This window comes from Janthinobacterium sp. EB271-G4-7A, assembly GCF_020858075.1.
Lineage (GTDB): Bacteria > Pseudomonadota > Gammaproteobacteria > Burkholderiales > Burkholderiaceae_D > Janthinobacterium > Janthinobacterium lividum.
On sequence record NZ_JACYMI010000001.1, the window covers coordinates 3,042,672 to 3,060,792 of the forward strand.

Genomic DNA, 18,121 nt, shown 5'->3' on the forward strand with positions numbered 1-18,121 from the left:
GGCCTTATGTTGAAGACATGCTGACTAACGGAACACGCTCCATGCCCCTGATCGACTCTGCAACACCGCTGTACTCCATCGCCGAACTGCGCGCCATCGAACAAGCGGCCATGCAAGACCTGCCGCAAGGGCTGCTGATGCAGCGCGCGGGCCAGGCTGCCGCCAGTACCGCCCTGAAGCTGCTGCACGCCCAGGAAGATGGCGACGGCGCGGGCCACCGGCGCGTACTGGTGCTGGCCGGCCCCGGCGACAACGGCGGCGACGCGCTGGAAGCGGCCGCGCACCTGGCCGGCAGCGGCACCGAGGTGCTCGTCTGGCTGGCGCCCGAGGCACAAGCCACGTCGCCCGAGCGCGAACAGGCGCTGAGCCGCGCGCGCAACAGCGCCGCCCGCTTCATGGAAGCGGCAACTTCGATGGCGTCTGCGGCAGTGGGCGCCGCGCCCTGGCACCTCGTCATCGATGGCCTGTTCGGCATCGGCGCGTCGCGTCCCCTGGACGGCGAATGCCGCGACATGGCGCAGCTGGTCAACAATCTCGATTGCCCCGTGCTGGCGCTCGATGTGCCCAGCGGCCTGCACGCGGACACGGGCGCCATCGATGGCGTCGCCATCCGCGCCACGCATACGCTCACCTTCATCGGCGACAAGCCAGGCCTGCACACGGCGAATGGCCGCGACCATGCGGGGGAAGTGGAAGTGGCTGCGCTGGCCATAGCCCCTGCCCTGCTGCCCGCGGCGAAGGCGCAGCTGGGCGGCCTGCACCTGTTCGCCCGCCAGCTGCAGCCACGGCGCCAGAATACCCACAAGGGCAGCTACGGCAGCGTGGCCGTCATCGGCGGCGCGCAAGGCATGGCCGGCGCGCCCATCCTGGCCGCCCGCACGGCCCTGCATGCGGGCGCGGGAAGAGTGTATATCGCGTTTCCCGACGCACCGCCCGCCTTCGACAGCGGCCAGCCGGAACTGATGTGCCGGCACGCCAGGGACGTGGATTTCTCGGGCCTGCACTTCGCGGCCCTGGTGGCTGGCCCCGGCCTCGGCGACAAGGCCGATACGGTGGAACTGCTGCAGCGCGCCATTGACAGCGACAGCCCCCTGCTGCTGGATGCGGACGCGCTGAACCTGATGGCGGCCGAACCGGAGCTGCAATCGGCGCTGGCCGTGCGCACGGGTGCCGGAGCGACGATATTGACGCCGCATCCGCTGGAAGCGGCACGCCTGCTCGACATGACGGTGGCCGAAGTGCAGGCTGACCGCCTGGGCGCGGCGCGCCAGCTGGCCACGCAGCTGGGCGCAATCGTGGTATTAAAAGGTTCGGGCACGGTGATCGCCGCGCCCGACGGCCAGGTCGTCGTCAACAACACGGGCGGCCCCGCGCTGGCGACGGCCGGCACGGGCGACGTGTTGTCCGGCCTGTGCGGCAGCCTGCTGGCGCAAGGCTGGCCGGAATGGGAAGCGGCGCTGGGCGCCGTGTGGCTGCACGGCGCCGCCGCCGATGCGCTGGTGGCGGCAGGCAGCGGCCCCATCGGGTTGACGGCGGGGGAATTGATCCCGGCGATACGCAGGTTGATCAATGCCTTGTCGGCATAGGCATGCGGTGCGTGTTTGTCGGATTACGCGTTCCGCTAATCCGACCTACCCGACGTCCGACATCCTCAAGCCGTAGGTTGGATTAGCGCAGCGTAATCCAACACCACCGCGCCGCAATTACACCAACCTGCCCGCCGCAATCGTGATGGTGCGCCCGCAGCGGGCCGCAATCGAGCTGTCGTGCGTGACCAGCACCAGGGTCGAGCCGCGTTCGCGGTTCAGCTCGAACATCAGCTGGATCACGGCCTCGCCGGTGGCCGCATCGAGGCTGCCCGTCGGCTCGTCGGCGAACAGCAGCGGCGGTTCCGTCACGAACGCGCGGGCCAGGGCCACGCGCTGCTGCTCCCCGCCGGACAGGTATTTCGGATAGTGCTTCAGGCGGCTGCCCAGGTTGACTCTGCCCAGCATGGCTTGCGCCTTTTCCTTCGCGTCCGGGTCGCCGCGCAATTCCAGCGGCAGCATGACGTTTTCCAGCGCCGTCAAATGGGCCAGCAGCTGGAAGGACTGAAACACGAAACCGAGCTTTTCCTTGCGAAAACCGGCGCGGCCGTCTTCGTCGAGGGCGAAGATATCCGTGCCATCGAGGATCACCTTGCCCTCGCTAGGCGTGTCCAGGCCCGCCAGCAAGCCCAGCAAAGTCGACTTGCCGGAACCGGAGGCGCCGACGATGGCCAGCGTCTCCGCCGTTTGCACGGTAAAATCGACTTGATGCAGGATGGTCAGCTCACCATCGGCATCGGGTACGCGCTTGGCCAGCTGGACCACTTCGATGGCCGGCTGGGCATTTTGGCTGTGGGGTGCGGCGGGCCGCTGGGCCGCTGCTTCTGACGGGAGAAAACTGGTGGAAGTCGCTTTAGGGAATTCGGGCATGCTGATCTATCTTAAAAAATTTCGTGAACAAATAAGTGTCAAGGGCAGCAGCCGCATGCGGCGGCGCACGCTGTCCCTGCTTCCTGCGGCAGCCCTGCTGCTGGTATCGAGCATGACGAACGCCTATTCTGCACCAAAAACGCTGCTGGTGCTCGGCGACAGCCTCTCGGCCGAGTATGGGCTGGCGCGGGGCACGGGCTGGGTGGCGCTGCTGGAACAGCGGCTGCAGGCGCAAAAGAACGATACGCGCATCGTCAATGCCAGCATCAGCGGCGAGACCACCAGCGGCGGCCGCGCGCGCCTGCCCGCCCTGCTGTCCAAGCACCAGCCCGATGTCGTGCTGATCGAACTGGGCGCCAATGACGGCTTGCGCGGCTTGCCCGTGGCGGCCGCCGAAGCGAATCTGCGCGCCATGGGCGACGCCGTGAAAAAGACGGGGGCGCAGGTGGTGCTGGTGGGCATGCGCATGCCGCCCAACTATGGCCGCGCCTACGGCGAACAGTTTTACGGCGTATACGGCAAGCTGGCCAGGGAATGGAAGGCGCCGCTGGTGCCCTTCATGTTCGAAGGCATCGCCGACCAGCCGCAGCTGTTCCAGGCCGACCGCATGCACCCGAATGCGCTAGCCCATCCAACCATCCTGAAAAATATCTGGCCACAGCTGGCGCCGTTGCTGAAAGCTAAGTAAACCAGTGTACCGAACACCTGATAAAACTGTAGCGAGCGGAAGTGAATTGTGGATGAGAAGCGGAACTGTGCTTTAGCACAGTGAGCATCGCAAGACGCAAGTCACGACGCGCAGTAAGTTTTAGCAGGTGTTCAAAAAAATAGCCGCTTGAGAGCGGCTATTTTTATGCGTGGAAACTAAATCTTACGGTGCTTCCGGCGCTGGGGTGGCTGGGGCGGTGACCGGCTTGACGATCTTCACCTTGGCCTTGGCTTTCAGGTACTCGACATAATCGAACATTTCCTGTTGCGCCAGGATGCCGCCGATCTGGTCTTTCTCTTGCTGGCGGCGCGCCGCGTCCACTTGCTCCGGCTGCTGCACCTTGGCAATGCGGTAGATGCCGTAGCCCAGGGCTGGCAGGTCCACGCCCACATAGGCTGGCAGCTTGCTCGTGTCCGCTTTCATGACTTGCGCGATGGCGGCACGGTTGATGCCGTCCAGCTTGCTGCGCGATACCCATTGCGCCGCGCCGAAACCCGTCGCATCGCCGGATGCCTTCAAGGCTGCCAGCTTGGTCTCGCCCGCTTTCTTGGCCAGCTTTTCCGCTTCTTCCAGGGTCACGCGCTGACGGATCATCGTTTCGACTTCGGCCAGCGGACGCTTGGTCGCCGGCTTGAATTCCACCACGCGGCCGGCGATCAGCACGTTCGGCGCAACGGTCACGGCTTCCGTGTTGCGCTTGTCTTTCAGCGAATCGTTCGAGAAGATGGCCGACAGGAACTTGGCATTGTTGAACGGCGCCTTGCCCAGTGCTGGCGACGGCGTGCGCGACAGGTTGGCGACGGTTTCCACTTTCAATTTCAGCTTGTCGGCCACCGGCTTCAGGCTGTCCGATTGCTCGTAGACCGTGTTGGTGAACGTTTCCGCCATTTCCGAGTATTTCTTGGCGGCAAATTGCTTGCGCAGATCCGCCGTGATTTCGCCGCGCACTTCATCCAGCGCACGCACGTGCTGTGGCTTGAGCGAGGTGACGGTCAGGATGTGGAAGCCGAAATCGGAAGCGACGACGTCGCTGATCTCGCCTTGCTTGAGTTTCGCGACAGCGCTCAGCAGCGGTGCCGGCAAGCCATCCTTGCCAATCACGCCCAGGTCGCCGCCCTGCTCTGCGGACGCCGGATCTTCCGACTTGGCTTTCGCCACGGCGGCAAAGCTGGCAGGCGTCTTGCGCACGTCGGCCAGGATGGCTTCGGCCTTGGCCTTGGCGGCTGCCTTGTCGGCGGCCGAGGCGTCTTTCTTGACGGCTACGAGGATGTGGCTGGCCTGGCGCGCTTCTTCCGTCGTGTAGGCTTTCTGGTTCTTCGCGTAGTAGCCGGTCACGTCGGCGTCGGTGACGTCGACTTGCTCGCCGGCGGCGCTGTCGTCCAGCACGACGTATTCGACCTTGGCTTGTTCCGGGATTTCGAAGAACTTGCTGTTCTTGTCATAGAAAGCCTTGATCATGGCGTCCGTCACTTTGACTTCCGGCACGTACTGGGCGATCGGCAGCAGCAGTTCCTGCACTTCGCGCTCTTCCGAAGTGATGTCGGACAAACGCTTGGAGACGGTGCTCGGCGCGAAGGCGGTGCCTTGCACGGCGCCGGCCAGTTGCTGCAGGGCCAGGTCGCTGCGGCGGCGCGCATCGTACATCTGCGGCGTCATGCCTTGGGCTGCCAGCATGGCCTTGTAGCGTTCCAGGTCGAATTTACCGTCCGGCAAGGTCAAGCCCGGGATTTCCAGCACTTCCTTTTGCAGCACGGCATCGCTGATGACCAGGTGGCTACGGCCCACTTCGGCGGCCACGGCGCGCTCGGCGATCAGGTTGTCGAGGATGCTCTGGCGTGCTTCCGGCGTGTCAAACATTTTCTGGTCGAACTGCTCGCCCATCATCTGGCGGTAGCGGTCGATCTGCTGGCGTTGCGCTTCTTCATATTGCTGCTGCGTAACGACCTGGTCGCCGACCTTGGCGATGGTGTTCGCGCCATCGCCGAAGCTTTGGTAGCCGCTGATACCGACCAGTGCAAAAGACGGGACGATGACCAGCATCAAGAGAAACTGCATCAAGCGTCGATGGGTACGAATAAATTCAAACATGGTCAGCCAATTCGGGATGAGTGGATCACTATAAAAAAAGGCGAACATGCGTTCGCCTTGATTTCTTCGGCGGAATGGACGGGACAGATGTCCACTTCCCCTTTAGATTCAACAACTTGGCGCTGGAACTAAAGCAGGATTCTGACGCCCAAGCCATTATCTCCTGATTCTACAATGCCCATAGCGCTATAGCAAGAGTAAATCAGGGCGCCCGCCCTGCCCTGGCGGCGCATGGCCGGCCAGGCGGCAGCCTGGACATTAAACCTGGCAAAGCTTAAAGCGGATTTAAATGCGCGCGCGGGCCATTCGGAAAAAGCATGGCGGCAGAATTAAAACGAGGGGGGGGCAAAGATAATCGGGCGCATAAAAGAAAAACCCGCGCTACTTATTCAGCAGCGCGGGCTTCTATATTCTGGCGGAGCGGACGGGACTCGAACCCGCGACCCCCGACGTGACAGGCCGGTATTCTAACCAACTGAACTACCACTCCTTGAGAGCGTATTTTTTTGGCGGAGCGGACGGGACTCGAACCCGCGACCTCCGACGTGACAGGCCGGCATTCTAACCAACTGAACTACCACTCCGAAAAATACACAGTACTACTTGCATTTGTATCCAGGGTTGCGATTCAAAGAACTTCAACCCTGAAATCGCGGCACCCGAAGGCGCCGCCAAATGTTTCCGGTGATTGTCACCTCACCGAAGTCCGTTAGTTTACAGCATCCTTCAAAGCTTTACCAGCTTTAAATTTTGGAACTTTTGCAGCTTCGATCGTGATCGCTTCTTTGGTACGCGGATTGCGGCCGGTACGCTCAGCGCGTTCGCTGACCGAGAAAGTGCCAAAACCAACCAGCGTCACGCTGTCGTTGTTTTTCAAAGTTTCCGTCACGCCGCCGATAACAGCGTCGAGTGCGCGCGCAGCGGCGGCTTTGGAAATGTCAGCTTTTTCAGCAATGTGGTCGATCAATTCAGTCTTGTTCACTAGCATCCCCAATTACAAAGGTATAAAACGTTTACCGTATCGTTGCGGCACTTTTGGCACCACAGCTGTCCGGCGAAAAAAATGTGCAGGCGTATTAAACAAGCCACACTGTATATGTGTCAAGCGCTTTGGGGGCGCAATTCACGTTTCAATATAAAACAAGCGCTCTAAAAGCGCTTGTTTGGGGAAAACAGGGGTAAAACGTTAGTGTTTTACTACCTCGCCGGCCGCGTCAGGCTTGGCCGCGGCAGCCGTGACAGCCTCCACCGCAGCGACGTCCGCCAACGCTTCAGGCATGCGTTCGAGGGCGATTTCCAGCACTTTGTCGATCCAGCGCACGGGAACGATCTCCAGTTTGTTCTTGACGTTGTCCGGAATATCGGCCAGGTCTTTCACATTCTGCTCTGGAATCAGGACCGTCTTGATGCCGCCGCGATGCGCTGCCAGCAGCTTTTCTTTCAGGCCGCCGATCGGCAATACTTCGCCGCGCAAGGTGATCTCGCCCGTCATCGCCACGTCGGCGCGCACGGGGATGCCCGTGAAGACCGACACCATCGCCACCGTCATGGCCGCGCCAGCCGAAGGACCGTCCTTCGGTGTCGCGCCTTCCGGCACGTGGATGTGGATGTCGCTCTTCTCGAACACGTCCGCCTTGATGCCCAGGCGCTGTGCCCGGCTGCGCACCACCGTGCGGGCTGCCTCGATCGACTCTTTCATGACGTCGCCCAGCGTACCCGTGCGGATGATGCCGCCCTTGCCCGGCATCGACACGGCTTCGATAGTCAGCAGATCGCCGCCCACTTCCGTCCATGCCAGACCGACCACCTGGCCTACCTGGTTTTCTTTCTCTGCGACACCAAAATCATAACGGCGCACGCCAAGGAATTTATCCAGGTTCTTCGAGTTGACGATGACCTTCTTGTCGGATTTCTTCAGCAGCAGCATCTTGACCACCTTGCGGCAGATCTTCGACACTTCACGCTCGAGCGAACGCACACCGGCTTCCCGCGTGTAGTAGCGGATGATGTCGCGCAAGGCCGACTCGGCCACCGAGATTTCCTCTTCCTTCAAGCCATTGTTCTTGATCTGCTTCGGCAGCAGATAACGCTGCGCGATGCTGGTCTTTTCGTCTTCCGTGTAACCGGACAGACGGATCACTTCCATGCGGTCGAGCAAGGCTGGCGGAATATTGTACGAGTTCGACGTGGCCACGAACATCACGTCGGACAAGTCGAAATCGACTTCGATGTAATGGTCGGAGAACGTGTGGTTCTGTTCCGGATCGAGCACTTCCAGCAGGGCCGACGATGGATCGCCACGGAAATCGGCGCCCATCTTGTCGACTTCATCGAGCAGGAACAAAGGATTGCGCACGCCGACTTTCGACAGCGATTGCAATATCTTGCCCGGCATCGAGCCGATGTAGGTGCGGCGGTGGCCGCGGATCTCGGCTTCGTCGCGCACGCCGCCCAGGGCCATGCGCACGAACTTGCGGTTCGTCGCGCGGGCGATGGACTGGCCCAGCGAAGTCTTGCCGACGCCCGGAGGACCGACGAAGCACAGGATAGGCGCTTTCAGCTTGTCGACGCGCTGTTGCACCGCGAGGTATTCCAGGATGCGTTCCTTGACCTTGTCGAGGCCGTAGTGGTCGCCCTCGAGCACTTTTTCCGCATTCGCCAGGTCGTTATTGACCTTGGATTTCTTTTTCCAAGGCAAATTGACCAGGGTGTCGATGTAGTTGCGCACGACGGTGGCTTCGGCCGACATCGGCGACATCAGCTTGAGTTTTTTCAGCTCGTTGGTGGCCTTGTCGAGCGCTTCCTTCGGCATCTTTGCCGAAGCGACTTTTTTCTCCAGCTCGTCGAGGTCGGCGCCATCTTCGCCCTCGCCCAGTTCCTTCTGGATCGCCTTGACTTGCTCGTTCAGGTAGTACTCGCGCTGCGACTTTTCCATCTGGCGCTTGACGCGGCCGCGGATGCGCTTTTCCACCTGCAGGATGTCGAGCTCGCCTTCGAGCTGGCCCAGCAGGTGCTCGAGGCGCTTGGCCACGCTGAAAATTTCCAGGATGACTTGTTTTTGCTCAAGCTTCAGCGGCAGATGCGCGGCAACCGTGTCGGCCAGGCGGCCGGCATCGTCGATGCCCGACAGCGAAGCGAGGATTTCCGGTGGAATCTTTTTGTTCAGTTTGACGTACTGGTCGAACTGCTGCACGATCGCGCGGCGCATGGCTTCGACTTCCGACTCGTCGCCCGGCTCGGACTCGAGCGGCGTCAGGTCGGCGATGAAGTGCGTCGGCGCATCGCTGATGTGGTTGATACGGGCACGCTGCGCGCCTTCGACCAGCACCTTGACGGTGCCATCGGGCAGCTTCAGCATTTGCAGAATATTGGCGACGCAGCCAATTTCATAGATATCCGAAGGAGACGGCTCGTCCTTCGCGGCTGCTTTTTGAGCGGCAAGCATGATGCTCTTGCCCTGCTCCATCGCAGCTTCCAGCGCCTTGATCGACTTTGGACGGCCAACGAACAGCGGTATCACCATATGCGGGAAAACGACGACATCCCGCAACGGCAATAACGGCAGTTGAGTTTGCTCAGTTAATTTGGAAGTTGTCATGGCGTACCTTATAGAAAGCGTGTTTACGATGTTGGCGCTCGCTGCCAAAACACAAGACCGGCGAGAATAAATAATTCTGTGAAACAAACATTTTTCTGTCTATTTCGCAAAACACACCCGCATGACGGTAATAAATGCAGTTTTCACAGTAAAAAAGCCACGCGCAGCTAAGCGCCGCGAGTGGCTTTCCGATTGAAGCCTGCACTCATTGATTTAAATTGTACTGCCATGCATTAAGGAATCAAAACCCTTTTTATGCATTTGTCTCGGCAGTAATCAATTTTCTCCGGAGGCCTTGGCAGTCTCTTGATAAATCAACAAAGGTTTGGCGCCGCTGGTGATGGTATTTTCGTCGATGACGACTTTCACCACATTTTGTTCGCTCGGCAGTTCGTACATGACGTCCAGCAAAGCATGTTCCAGGATGGAACGCAGGCCACGGGCACCGGTCTTGCGCGCCAGCGCCTTCTTGGCGATCGCATGCAAGGCGGCCGGACGAATCTCCAGTTCCGCGCCTTCCATCTCGAGCAGCTTCGAATACTGCTTGATCAGCGCATTCTTCGGCTCGACCAGGATCTGGATCAGCGCTTCTTCCGTCAATTCAGCCAGGGTGGCGATGACGGGCAGACGGCCCACCAGTTCCGGGATCAGGCCGAACTTGACCAGATCTTCCGGTTCCGCTTGCAACATCAGTTCGCTGGCCGTGCTTTGCGACTTGCTGCGCACCGTGGCCGAGAAGCCGATGCCGCTCTTTTCGGAACGGTTGGCGATCACTTTCGACAAGCCGTCAAAGGCGCCACCGCAGATGAACATGATGTTGGTCGTGTCGATCTGCACGAAATCCTGGTTCGGGTGCTTGCGGCCGCCTTGTGGCGGCACGGAAGCCATCGTGCCTTCGATGAGTTTGAGCAAGGCTTGCTGCACGCCCTCGCCCGACACGTCGCGCGTGATGGACGGATTGTCGGACTTGCGCGAAATCTTGTCGATCTCATCGATATAGACGATGCCGCGCTGGGCTTTCTCGACGTCATAGTTGCAGCTTTGCAGCAGCTTCTGGATGATGTTTTCCACGTCTTCACCCACGTAACCGGCTTCGGTCAGGGTGGTGGCATCGGCGATCACGAACGGCACGTTGAGCATGCGCGCCAGGGTCTGTGCCAGCAGGGTCTTGCCCGAACCGGTAGGACCGACCAGCAAGATGTTGCTCTTGGCCAGTTCGATGTCGTCTTTCTTGCCCAGGTGCTTGAGGCGCTTGTAATGGTTGTACACCGCCACCGACAGGATGCGCTTGGCAGTCTGCTGGCCGATCACGTACTGATCGAGCAAGGCGGCAATTTCTTGCGGTGTCGGCAGGTCCGATTTGGTACCGGTCACCGTCTCGATGCTCGACGTTTCATCACGGATGATGTCGTTGCACAAGTCGATGCACTCGTCGCAAATGAACACGGACGGGCCGGCGATGAGTTTCTTCACCTCGTGCTGGCTTTTGCCGCAGAACGAGCAATACAGTAATTTTTCGCCGCTAGAGGATTTTTTGTCTGACATAAGGCATTTTGGTTGGAACTGCATTAACAATATTGCAAAATCGCAAGCCGGATGATGGTTGCTGCCCGTAAAGGCCGCTAGCCATGGCGCAAGTCAACAACGCGCACAAGCTCCATGCTACCCGAAATAAAAGCGAAACGCCCGAACGTTTGAGCGCCCGGGCGTTAACTTACGTACTTAGCAATACCGGTAGGGGCTCATCAAGCGCGGCTGGTCAACACTTTGTCGATCAAACCATACTCAACGGCCTCGTCGGCGGACATGAAACGGTCGCGGTCGGTGTCCTTGGCGATCTGTTCGATCGTCTGGCCCGTGCGCTCGGCCATGATGCCGTTCAAGCGGGTGCGCAGGTAAAGGATTTCCTTCGCCTGGATCTCGATATCGGACGCCATGCCTTGCGAACCACCGGACGGCTGGTGAATCATGATGCGCGAGTTCGGCAGCGAGAAACGCTTGCCCTTGGCGCCAGCGGCCAGCAGGAAAGCGCCCATCGAAGCAGCCATGCCCGTGCACAGGGTCGAGACGTCCGGCTTGATGAACTGCATGGTGTCGTAGATGGCCATGCCGGCCGAGACCGAACCACCTGGCGAGTTGATGTAGAGCGAGATTTCCTTTTCCGGATTTTCGCTTTCCAGGAACAGCAGCTGGGCGACAACCAGGTTGGCCATCTGGTCATTGACCGGGCCGACCATGAAAATCAAGCGTTCTTTCAGCAGGCGCGAGTAAATATCATACGAGCGCTCGCCGCGACCGCTTTGTTCCACCACCATCGGCACCAGGCCGAGCATCTCTGTGTCCAGCGCCGGATTACGGTTCATACCTGTCATTTCATTTCCTTGTGAAGCAGTTAGGGGATGCCGCCACTACCTTGCGGCAAGAGCCGGCACCCGGATACCAACTGGTTTACGCTTGTGCGTTGCTTCCCATCAGTTCGTCGAAAGCAACTGCTTTCGTCGTGACTTTCGACAGGCCCAACACGTAGGTGACGACGTTTTCTTCCAATACAAGGGCTTCGATCTCACCCAGACGACGACGGTCGCTGTAGTAGTACTTCAGCACTTCGCGTGGATCTTCGTAGCTTTGGGCGAAATCTTCGATTTGCGCCTTGACTTGCTCAGGCGTAGCCTGCAGCTTGTTGTCGCCAACCAGTTGCGACAGGATCAGGCCCAGGCGTACGCGACGCTCGGCTTTTTCTGCGAACAGTTCTGCTGGGAAAGGCACGTCCTTGACGTTCATGCCGCGCTGCGCCATGTCCTGGCGGGTCATTTCGGCCAGGCGCTCGGAATCCTGAGCGATCAGCGTTTTTGGCACTTCCAGCTCAGCAACTTTGATCAGCGCGTCCATGACGGCTTCCTTGTTGCGTGCTTTTACGCGGCCAGCGACTTCACGTTGCAGGTTGACTTTGATGTCTTCGCGCATTTTGGCCAGGTCGCCATCGGCAACGCCCAGGGACTTTGCGAATTCGGCATCGACTTCCGGCAGGTGCGCCCATTCCAGCTTTTGCAGGGTGATGGTGAACGAAGCGGTTTTGCCGGCAACGTCTTTACCGTGGTAGTCCTCTGGGAACGACAGTGGGAAAGTCTTCGACTCGCCTACTTTCAGGCCCAGGGTCGCTGCTTCGAATTCTGGCAGCATGCGGCCTTCGCCCAGCACGAAAGCGTAGCCTTCAGCTTTGCCGCCTGGGAATTCAACGCCGTCGATCGAACCGACGAAGTCGACGGTCACGCGGTCGCCGTTGGCAGCGATCGGCTCACCGCCGTCGCCGTGTTCGCCAGCTTCGCCCTTGGTGTGGAAGTGCACGCGCTGCTTGCGCAGGATGTCGATGGTCTTGTCGATTTCGGCTTCCGACACGTCGGCTTGCACGGTTTCGATTTCAACGGCCGTCAGGTCGCCGATGGCGACTTCCGGATACACTTCGAACGTTGCGTCGAAAGCCAGCTGGCCTTCGGCTGCTTCTTCTTTCGGCACGATGTTCGGGAAACCGGCCACGCGCAGATTGTTTTCGTTGGCGGCGTCGTTGAACGCGCGGCCGACTTTGTCGTTCAGCACTTCGGATTCAATTTGGTAGCCGTATTGTGCTGCGACCATTTTCAACGGCACTTTGCCCGGACGGAAGCCCGGTGCCTTAGCCGTACGGGCTTGCACTTTCAGGCGCTTCTCAACTTCCGTGCGGACGTCCGTCAGCGGGAAGGAGATCGTGATACGACGTTCGAGTTTGCCCAAGGTTTCGACTGCAGTTGCCATGTAAAAAATCGTCCAAAAAATAAACACTGTTGGTGCGAGAAAAGAAGACCCGACCCCTTGCGCCATCACTGGCAACAAGACATGGGTCCAGCTTCACTCGCTCGCATATTCATCTGTAAAAGTACTGCAAGCAGGACAATGGACCTGGTCTACCCGGCTGAGGGAAAAACCCGCACCAGGCACCAAACAATCCGCCGCTTCCAGTACTGCGACAGGGCTCCGAGCGTCCAGCCTTGCTTCTAAGTAAATGCAGGGCCGGCCATCATTCGGTAAAGCGTGGCATTATAACAAAGGACTTCGGGAAAGTGGCTGGCTTTGCAGCCCGGCCACAGAGGATACCAGCGGCGGCGAATGAATCGCCACAGCCTGGGGGTGCCCTGTCTTTACTCTTGCCCCGGCATTCTTTATTTCGCCAGAGACAGGCTTTCCAGCCTGCTTCGTTCATTAGTATATGCGAACTGGCGCCCCGTCCGAAACAAAGAAATGCGCCCAGAGCGAAGATTTCGGGCAAAAAACCTTTGATTTACCTCAATTTGGCCATTTTTCAGGCAAATCTCCGCCCGGGCTCTTCCCTGCCGCCCGATCTCTGGCGAAAAATGGCGCAAGCAAAGGCAGCCGGGATGACGGAAATACAGGAAAGGCAGCAAGAAAAACAGGAAAGACGCCTGCAACGAGGCTGAAGAACAACTTGATGGTGCTGCACGTCCGGGCTGGAACAACCCGGATTGGTGCGGATGGGGAGACTCGAACTCCCAAGCCGAAGCACTGGCTTCTAAGACCAGCGTGTCTACCAATTCCACCACATCCGCATTTTGTACTACTTTGCACTGCTTGCCACAGGCGACTTCCCTGATTTTAACAACTCGGGAGCGATCTGGCTACCGTGGACTCAACGGGCAAGCCCTCGGTAAAGCAAAGGCGGCATTCTACTGGATTTCCCAGAGGAATGCCGCCTTTTTTATGCCCGCGCCCTGGCGCTGGCTGCTAGCCTTCTTTTGCGGTCGCCGGCTCCGGCTTCTTGACCCGGAACCAGGCCGCATACAGGGCCGGCAAGAACAGCAAGGTCAAGGCCGTCGCCAGGATCAGGCCGCCCATGATGGCGACTGCCATCGGCCCCCAGAACACGGAACGCGACAACGGGATCATGGCCAGCGCCGCGGCGGCGGCCGTCAGCACGATGGGACGGCAGCGGCGCACGGCCGAGTCGATGATGGCGTCCCATGGGGCCGAACCATCGCGGATGTCTTGCTCGATCTGGTCGACGAGGATCACCGAGTTGCGGATGATCATGCCGAACAGCGCAATGACGCCCAGGTTGGCCACGAAACCCAGCGGGCGGTGCAGCAGCAGCAAGGCAAACGCGGCACCGGCCACGCCCAGCGGCCCCGTCAGGAATACCAGCAGGGAACGCGAGAAACTGTGCAACTGCAGCATCAGCAAGGTGAAGATGATGAAGATAGCCAGCGGCAAGTTCGCCGAGATCGACGCTTCCGCCTCGCCGCTGTCGGCCGCCACGCCTTTCACATTGATGCGATAGCCGGCCGGCAACTTGGCCCGCAAGGCGTCCAGCTGCGGCGCCAGCTGCGTCGACACCGTCGCGCCCTGGATACCATCGATCACGTCCGATTGCACGGTAATGGCCCATTCGCGCTTGTCGCGCCAGACGACACCCGGCTCCCACACGAAATGCGCGCGGGCCAGCTGCGAAATGGGCACGGACTTGCCCGTTGCCGTCGGGATATTCGTGTCATTCAGCACGGAAATCGTCGCCCGCTCTTCCAGCGGCTGGCGCACCTGGATGTCGATCAGCTTATTGTCTTCACGGAATTGGCCGATGACGGTACCCGACAGAATCGTATTGGCCGCCTGCATCACCGTTTTCGAGGTGACGCCCAGCGCGCGCATCTTGTCCTGGTCCAGGTCCAGGCGCAGCACTTTCACCGATTCATTCCAGTTGTCGTTCACGCCCAGGGTGTTCGGATTGGCGCGCATGATGTCCTTGACCTGGTCAGCGATGGCCCGCACACCGGCCACTTCCGGTCCAGTGACGCGAAACTGCACCGGATACGGCACCGGCGGCCCATTCGGCAACAGTTTTACACGGCCCCGCACTTCCGGAAAATCCTTCTTGAAGACATCGACGATTTGCTGGCGCAGGCGTTCGCGGTCGGCCAGGCTCTTCGGCAAGACCACCACTTGCGACACATTGGTCTGCGGGAATATCTGGTCCAGCGGCAGGTAAAAACGGGGGCTGCCCGTACCGACATAGCTGGTCACACTTTCCACGCCGTCGAGCTTGCCGACGAACGCCTCGAATTTCTTGACCTGCTTTTCATTCGCAGCAAAGGTCGTGCCTTCGGGCGACCACAGTTCCACCATCAGCTCAGGACGGCTGGAATCGGGGAAGAATTGCTTTTCGATAAAGTTAAAGCCATAGATGCCCAGCGCAAAGATGGCCAGGGTGGCGGCGATCGTCGTCTTGCGCCATTCCACGCACCAGGTGACGGCGCGGCGGAAGCGGCGGAAGTTCGGCGTATCGAACAATTCATGGTCGTTGTGCGCGTGCGGTTTGACTTTCAGCAAGACATAACCGATGTAGGGCGTGAATACGACCGCCACCACCCACGAGATGATCAAGGCCAACGCATTGACGGAGAACAAGGAGAACGTGTATTCACCGGCGGCCGACTTGGCCAGGCCGATGGGCAAGAAGCCCGCCACTGTGATCAGGGTGCCCGTCAACATGGGCATGGCCGTCGATGTGTAGGCGAAGGTGGCCGCGTCGAAACGCGACATGCCCTCTTCCATCTTGCGCACCATCATCTCGACGGCAATGATGGCGTCATCGACCAGCAAGCCCAGCGCGATGATCAGGGCGCCCAGGGAAATCTTGTGCAAGTCGATGTCGAGCAGGCGCATGAACAGGAAGGTGACGGCCAGCACCAGCGGGATGGTCAGCGCCACCACCAGGCCGGGCCGCACGTCGATGCGCAGCGGCTTGGTGTGCAAGCCCAGCGCGACGAAGCTGACGGCCAGCACGATCAAGATGGCTTCGATCAGGGTATGCACGAATTCACCCACGGAGGCGGACACGGCTTCCGGCTGGTTCGACACGCGCTGCAGCTCTATGCCGACCGGCAATTCGCCCTTCATGCGCGTCACCGTCGCCTGCAAGGCCTTGCCCATGTCGATGATATTGCCGCCCTTTTCCATCGACACGCCCAGGCCGATCACTTCCTTGCCATTGAAACGCATCTTGTCCTTGGGAGGATCGACGAGTTCACGTTTTACTGTGGCAAAATCACCAAGGCGGAAAGTCGTGCCGTTGGCGCGCAGTTCCAGGTTTTCCAGGTCCTTGACGGTCACCATGGCGCCCGTCACGCGCACTTGCAGATTGTCCGTCGGCGTCACCAGCACGCCGGTGGCGTTGATGCTGTTTTGCGCGGACAGTTGCTGCACGATGGCGTCGAACGGAATGCCCAGCTGGGCAAATTTCTTGTGCGAAAAGATGATATTGATCTTTTCATCCTGCACGCCGAACAGCTCCACCTTCGATACCTGCCCCACGGCCAGCAGTTCCTGGCGCACCTTGTCCGCGTAATCCTTCATTTCCGCGTACGTAAAACCATCGCCGGACAGGGCGAAGATGGAGCCGTACGTGTCGCCGAACTCGTCATTGAAGAACGGGCCCACGACGCCGGCCGGCAAGGTGCCCTGGATGTCGCCGATCTTCTTGCGCACCTGGTACCAGGCGGCGGCCGTTTCCTTGGGCGGCGCCGATTCGCGCAGCTCCAGCAGGATCAAGGTTTCTCCCGGCTTCGAATAGCTGGTGATCTCGTCGATGTACGGCGTTTCCTGCAGTTTCTTTTCCAGCTTGTCCGTCACCTGCTCGGCCATCTGCAAGGCCGTGGCGCCGGGCCAGTAGGCTTGCAAGACCATGGCGCGGAAGGTGAACGGGGGATCTTCATCCTGGCCCAGGCTGGCGTAGCTGAGCATGCCGCCAATCAGCAGCACGGCCATCAGGTAGCGCGTCAGCGGGATGTGTTCGAGCGCCCAGCGCGACAGATTGAAGCCGCCCTTCATTTGGCCGCACCCACGCTGACGGGGGCAGCGGCCACTTCAGGCTTGCTGGCCAGTTCGGCGCCGAGAATGGTCACTTTCTGGCCCGGCTTGAGCAGGTTGACGCCGGCCGTGACGACCGTCTGGCCTTCCTTCACGCCCGAGGTCAGCAGCAACTCATTGCCCGCGACGCCGCCCACCGTCACCGGCACGAGCTTCACGGCGCCGTTTTCCACCACCCACACGGAACTTTGCGACTTTTCATTGAACAGGGCCGTCAACGGCACCTTGATCTGCGGCGTGGCCGTCTGCGAGGCGAACTGCACCACGGCCGTCATGCCCAGGCGTGCCTGCGGCGCGTCCGGGATGCTGACTTTCGCCAGATAGGTGCGCGTGGCGGCATCGGCCACGGGCGATACTTCGCGGATCTTGCCCGGCAGCGCCTGCTTCGGGTCGGCCCACAGGCGCACCACCACATCCTTGACGCCGCGCAAGGTTTCCACCTTATCTTCGGGAATGCCGATCACGACTTCCTTCTCGCCGCTCCTGGCCACTTGCACCACGGGCGCGCCGGGCGCCACCACCTGCCCCACTTCAGCCTCGATGCGCGTGACGACGCCATCGACGTCAGCCAGCAAGCTGGCATAGCCGGACTGGTTCGCCTGACCACGGTACAGGGCCTGGGCCGCTTCCACGTTCGCCTGCGCCGCCTTGTAGGTGGCATCCTTGCCGTCGAGCACGGCCTGGCTGACGAAGTTCTTCTCACGCAAATCCTGGTAGCGCTTCAATTCCGCGCGCGCCAGGTCGCGGCTCGTCTCCGCGCTGACCAGCGAGGCCTTGGCCTGCGCCTGCGACAGCTGCAAGTCGACAGGATCGAGCTGCATCAGCACTTGCCCCTTCTTCACGCTGGCGCCCACGTCGACCTTGCGCGCCACAATCTTGCCCCCCACGCGGAAGCCCAGCTGCGATACGACACGGGGCACGACCTCGCCCGACAGCTCGGCACTCACGTCAACATTACTACTAGACAACACAATCGCGCGCACGGGGCGCACGTCTTCCACTTTGACGGCAGGCTTGGAACAGGCCGCCAATGTCATCGCCAGGGCGGCGGCGGCGATCAGCCGCAGGGCAGGAAGTGCGGAAGCGCCGGTCTCGCGGCGCAGGGTTTTCAGGGCAAACAAGGTATTTTCCTTTACTATGCGGGCTGTAATATTTTTATGCGGAGAAACTTTTTGCCTGTCCTTTGGGCCAGGCCAAACTTTTTCGCACGCGATATCCTTAAATTTGTGACAATATCAGTTTGGTCATGGCGGAAGTACTCTTCGCCTAATGACTTTCTGGTTATTAATTATAATCGTGCGTAAAAGTTTTTAGTGACTTATGCGTCATTAATCTTGAGACGTACAACGCCCGGCCACA

General features: G+C 60.0%; 11 protein-coding genes and 3 tRNA genes. 2 read left to right on the forward strand and 12 right to left on the reverse strand.

What is annotated here, in order from left to right; genetic code table 11:
- Positions 1-41: 41 nt before the first annotated feature.
- A complete protein-coding gene (locus IGS58_RS13760; RefSeq protein ID WP_230521738.1) occupies positions 42-1,586 on the forward strand; it encodes an NAD(P)H-hydrate dehydratase in 1,545 nt (514 codons plus the stop codon).
- Between the two features lie 117 nt (positions 1,587-1,703).
- On the opposite strand, the gene IGS58_RS13765 is transcribed toward IGS58_RS13760, so the two are convergent.
- Positions 1,704-2,456, reverse strand: coding sequence for an ABC transporter ATP-binding protein (locus tag IGS58_RS13765; RefSeq protein WP_070259770.1), 753 nt, complete (start codon positions 2,454-2,456; stop codon positions 1,704-1,706).
- Here IGS58_RS13765 and IGS58_RS13770 point away from each other — a divergent pair.
- Positions 2,455-3,144: an arylesterase gene (locus IGS58_RS13770; protein ID WP_442908363.1), complete on the forward strand. Its 690-nt coding sequence runs from the start codon at positions 2,455-2,457 to the stop codon at positions 3,142-3,144. The genes IGS58_RS13765 and IGS58_RS13770 overlap by 2 nt on opposite strands.
- A 183-nt stretch (positions 3,145-3,327) precedes the next feature.
- On the opposite strand, the gene IGS58_RS13775 is transcribed toward IGS58_RS13770, so the two are convergent.
- From IGS58_RS13775 to IGS58_RS13825, 11 genes are all read right to left on the reverse strand, one after another.
- Positions 3,328-5,253, reverse strand: a complete 1,926-nt coding sequence (locus IGS58_RS13775; protein ID WP_268989831.1) for a SurA N-terminal domain-containing protein — start codon at positions 5,251-5,253, stop codon at positions 3,328-3,330.
- Between the two features lie 413 nt (positions 5,254-5,666).
- Positions 5,667-5,743, reverse strand: a tRNA-Asp gene (locus tag IGS58_RS13780).
- A gap of 17 nt (positions 5,744-5,760) precedes the next feature.
- Positions 5,761-5,837 (reverse strand) — tRNA-Asp (locus IGS58_RS13785).
- A 125-nt stretch (positions 5,838-5,962) separates the two neighbouring features.
- Positions 5,963-6,235, reverse strand: coding sequence for an HU family DNA-binding protein (locus IGS58_RS13790; protein WP_010398442.1), 273 nt, complete (start codon positions 6,233-6,235; stop codon positions 5,963-5,965).
- 204 nt (positions 6,236-6,439) lie between these two features.
- Positions 6,440-8,851 carry an endopeptidase La gene (gene lon / locus IGS58_RS13795; protein WP_034787304.1) on the reverse strand — a complete coding sequence of 804 codons (2,412 nt, stop codon included), beginning with the start codon at positions 8,849-8,851 and terminating at the stop codon, positions 6,440-6,442.
- Positions 8,852-9,127: 276 nt separating this feature from the next.
- Positions 9,128-10,396 carry an ATP-dependent Clp protease ATP-binding subunit ClpX gene (gene clpX / locus IGS58_RS13800; protein ID WP_034787303.1) on the reverse strand — a complete coding sequence of 423 codons (1,269 nt, stop codon included), beginning with the start codon at positions 10,394-10,396 and terminating at the stop codon, positions 9,128-9,130.
- 200 nt (positions 10,397-10,596) lie between these two features.
- Complete coding sequence (gene clpP, locus IGS58_RS13805) at positions 10,597-11,214, reverse strand: ATP-dependent Clp endopeptidase proteolytic subunit ClpP (RefSeq protein ID WP_369811567.1); 618 nt, start codon at positions 11,212-11,214, stop codon at positions 10,597-10,599.
- 85 nt (positions 11,215-11,299) lie between these two features.
- Complete coding sequence (gene tig, locus IGS58_RS13810; protein ID WP_070256539.1) at positions 11,300-12,640, reverse strand: trigger factor; 1,341 nt, start codon at positions 12,638-12,640, stop codon at positions 11,300-11,302.
- Between the two features lie 726 nt (positions 12,641-13,366).
- Positions 13,367-13,449: transfer RNA gene (locus IGS58_RS13815), tRNA-Leu, on the reverse strand.
- 175 nt (positions 13,450-13,624) lie between these two features.
- Positions 13,625-16,723 carry an efflux RND transporter permease subunit gene (locus IGS58_RS13820; RefSeq protein ID WP_230521740.1) on the reverse strand — a complete coding sequence of 1,033 codons (3,099 nt, stop codon included), beginning with the start codon at positions 16,721-16,723 and terminating at the stop codon, positions 13,625-13,627.
- Positions 16,720-17,883, reverse strand: a complete 1,164-nt coding sequence (locus IGS58_RS13825; RefSeq protein WP_230521741.1) for an efflux RND transporter periplasmic adaptor subunit — start codon at positions 17,881-17,883, stop codon at positions 16,720-16,722. The genes IGS58_RS13820 and IGS58_RS13825 overlap by 4 nt, the downstream gene beginning before the upstream one ends.
- Positions 17,884-18,121: the final 238 nt, after the last annotated feature.

Excerpts from the sequence above, each read along its gene's own strand:
- clpX (WP_034787303.1), bottom strand. The coding sequence starts at position 10,396 with ATGTCAGACAAAAAATCCTCTAGCGGCGAAAAATTACTGTATTGCTCG.
- tig (WP_070256539.1), bottom strand. The coding sequence starts at position 12,640 with ATGGCAACTGCAGTCGAAACCTTGGGCAAACTCGAACGTCGTATCACG.
- IGS58_RS13765 (WP_070259770.1), bottom strand. The coding sequence starts at position 2,456 with ATGCCCGAATTCCCTAAAGCGACTTCCACCAGTTTTCTCCCGTCAGAA.
- IGS58_RS13775 (WP_268989831.1), bottom strand. The coding sequence starts at position 5,253 with ATGTTTGAATTTATTCGTACCCATCGACGCTTGATGCAGTTTCTCTTG.
- lon (WP_034787304.1), bottom strand. The coding sequence starts at position 8,851 with ATGACAACTTCCAAATTAACTGAGCAAACTCAACTGCCGTTATTGCCG.
- IGS58_RS13770 (WP_442908363.1), top strand. The coding sequence starts at position 2,455 with ATGCTGATCTATCTTAAAAAATTTCGTGAACAAATAAGTGTCAAGGGC.
- IGS58_RS13820 (WP_230521740.1), bottom strand. The coding sequence starts at position 16,723 with ATGAAGGGCGGCTTCAATCTGTCGCGCTGGGCGCTCGAACACATCCCG.
- clpP (WP_369811567.1), bottom strand. The coding sequence starts at position 11,214 with ATGAACCGTAATCCGGCGCTGGACACAGAGATGCTCGGCCTGGTGCCG.
- IGS58_RS13760 (WP_230521738.1), top strand. The coding sequence starts at position 42 with ATGCCCCTGATCGACTCTGCAACACCGCTGTACTCCATCGCCGAACTG.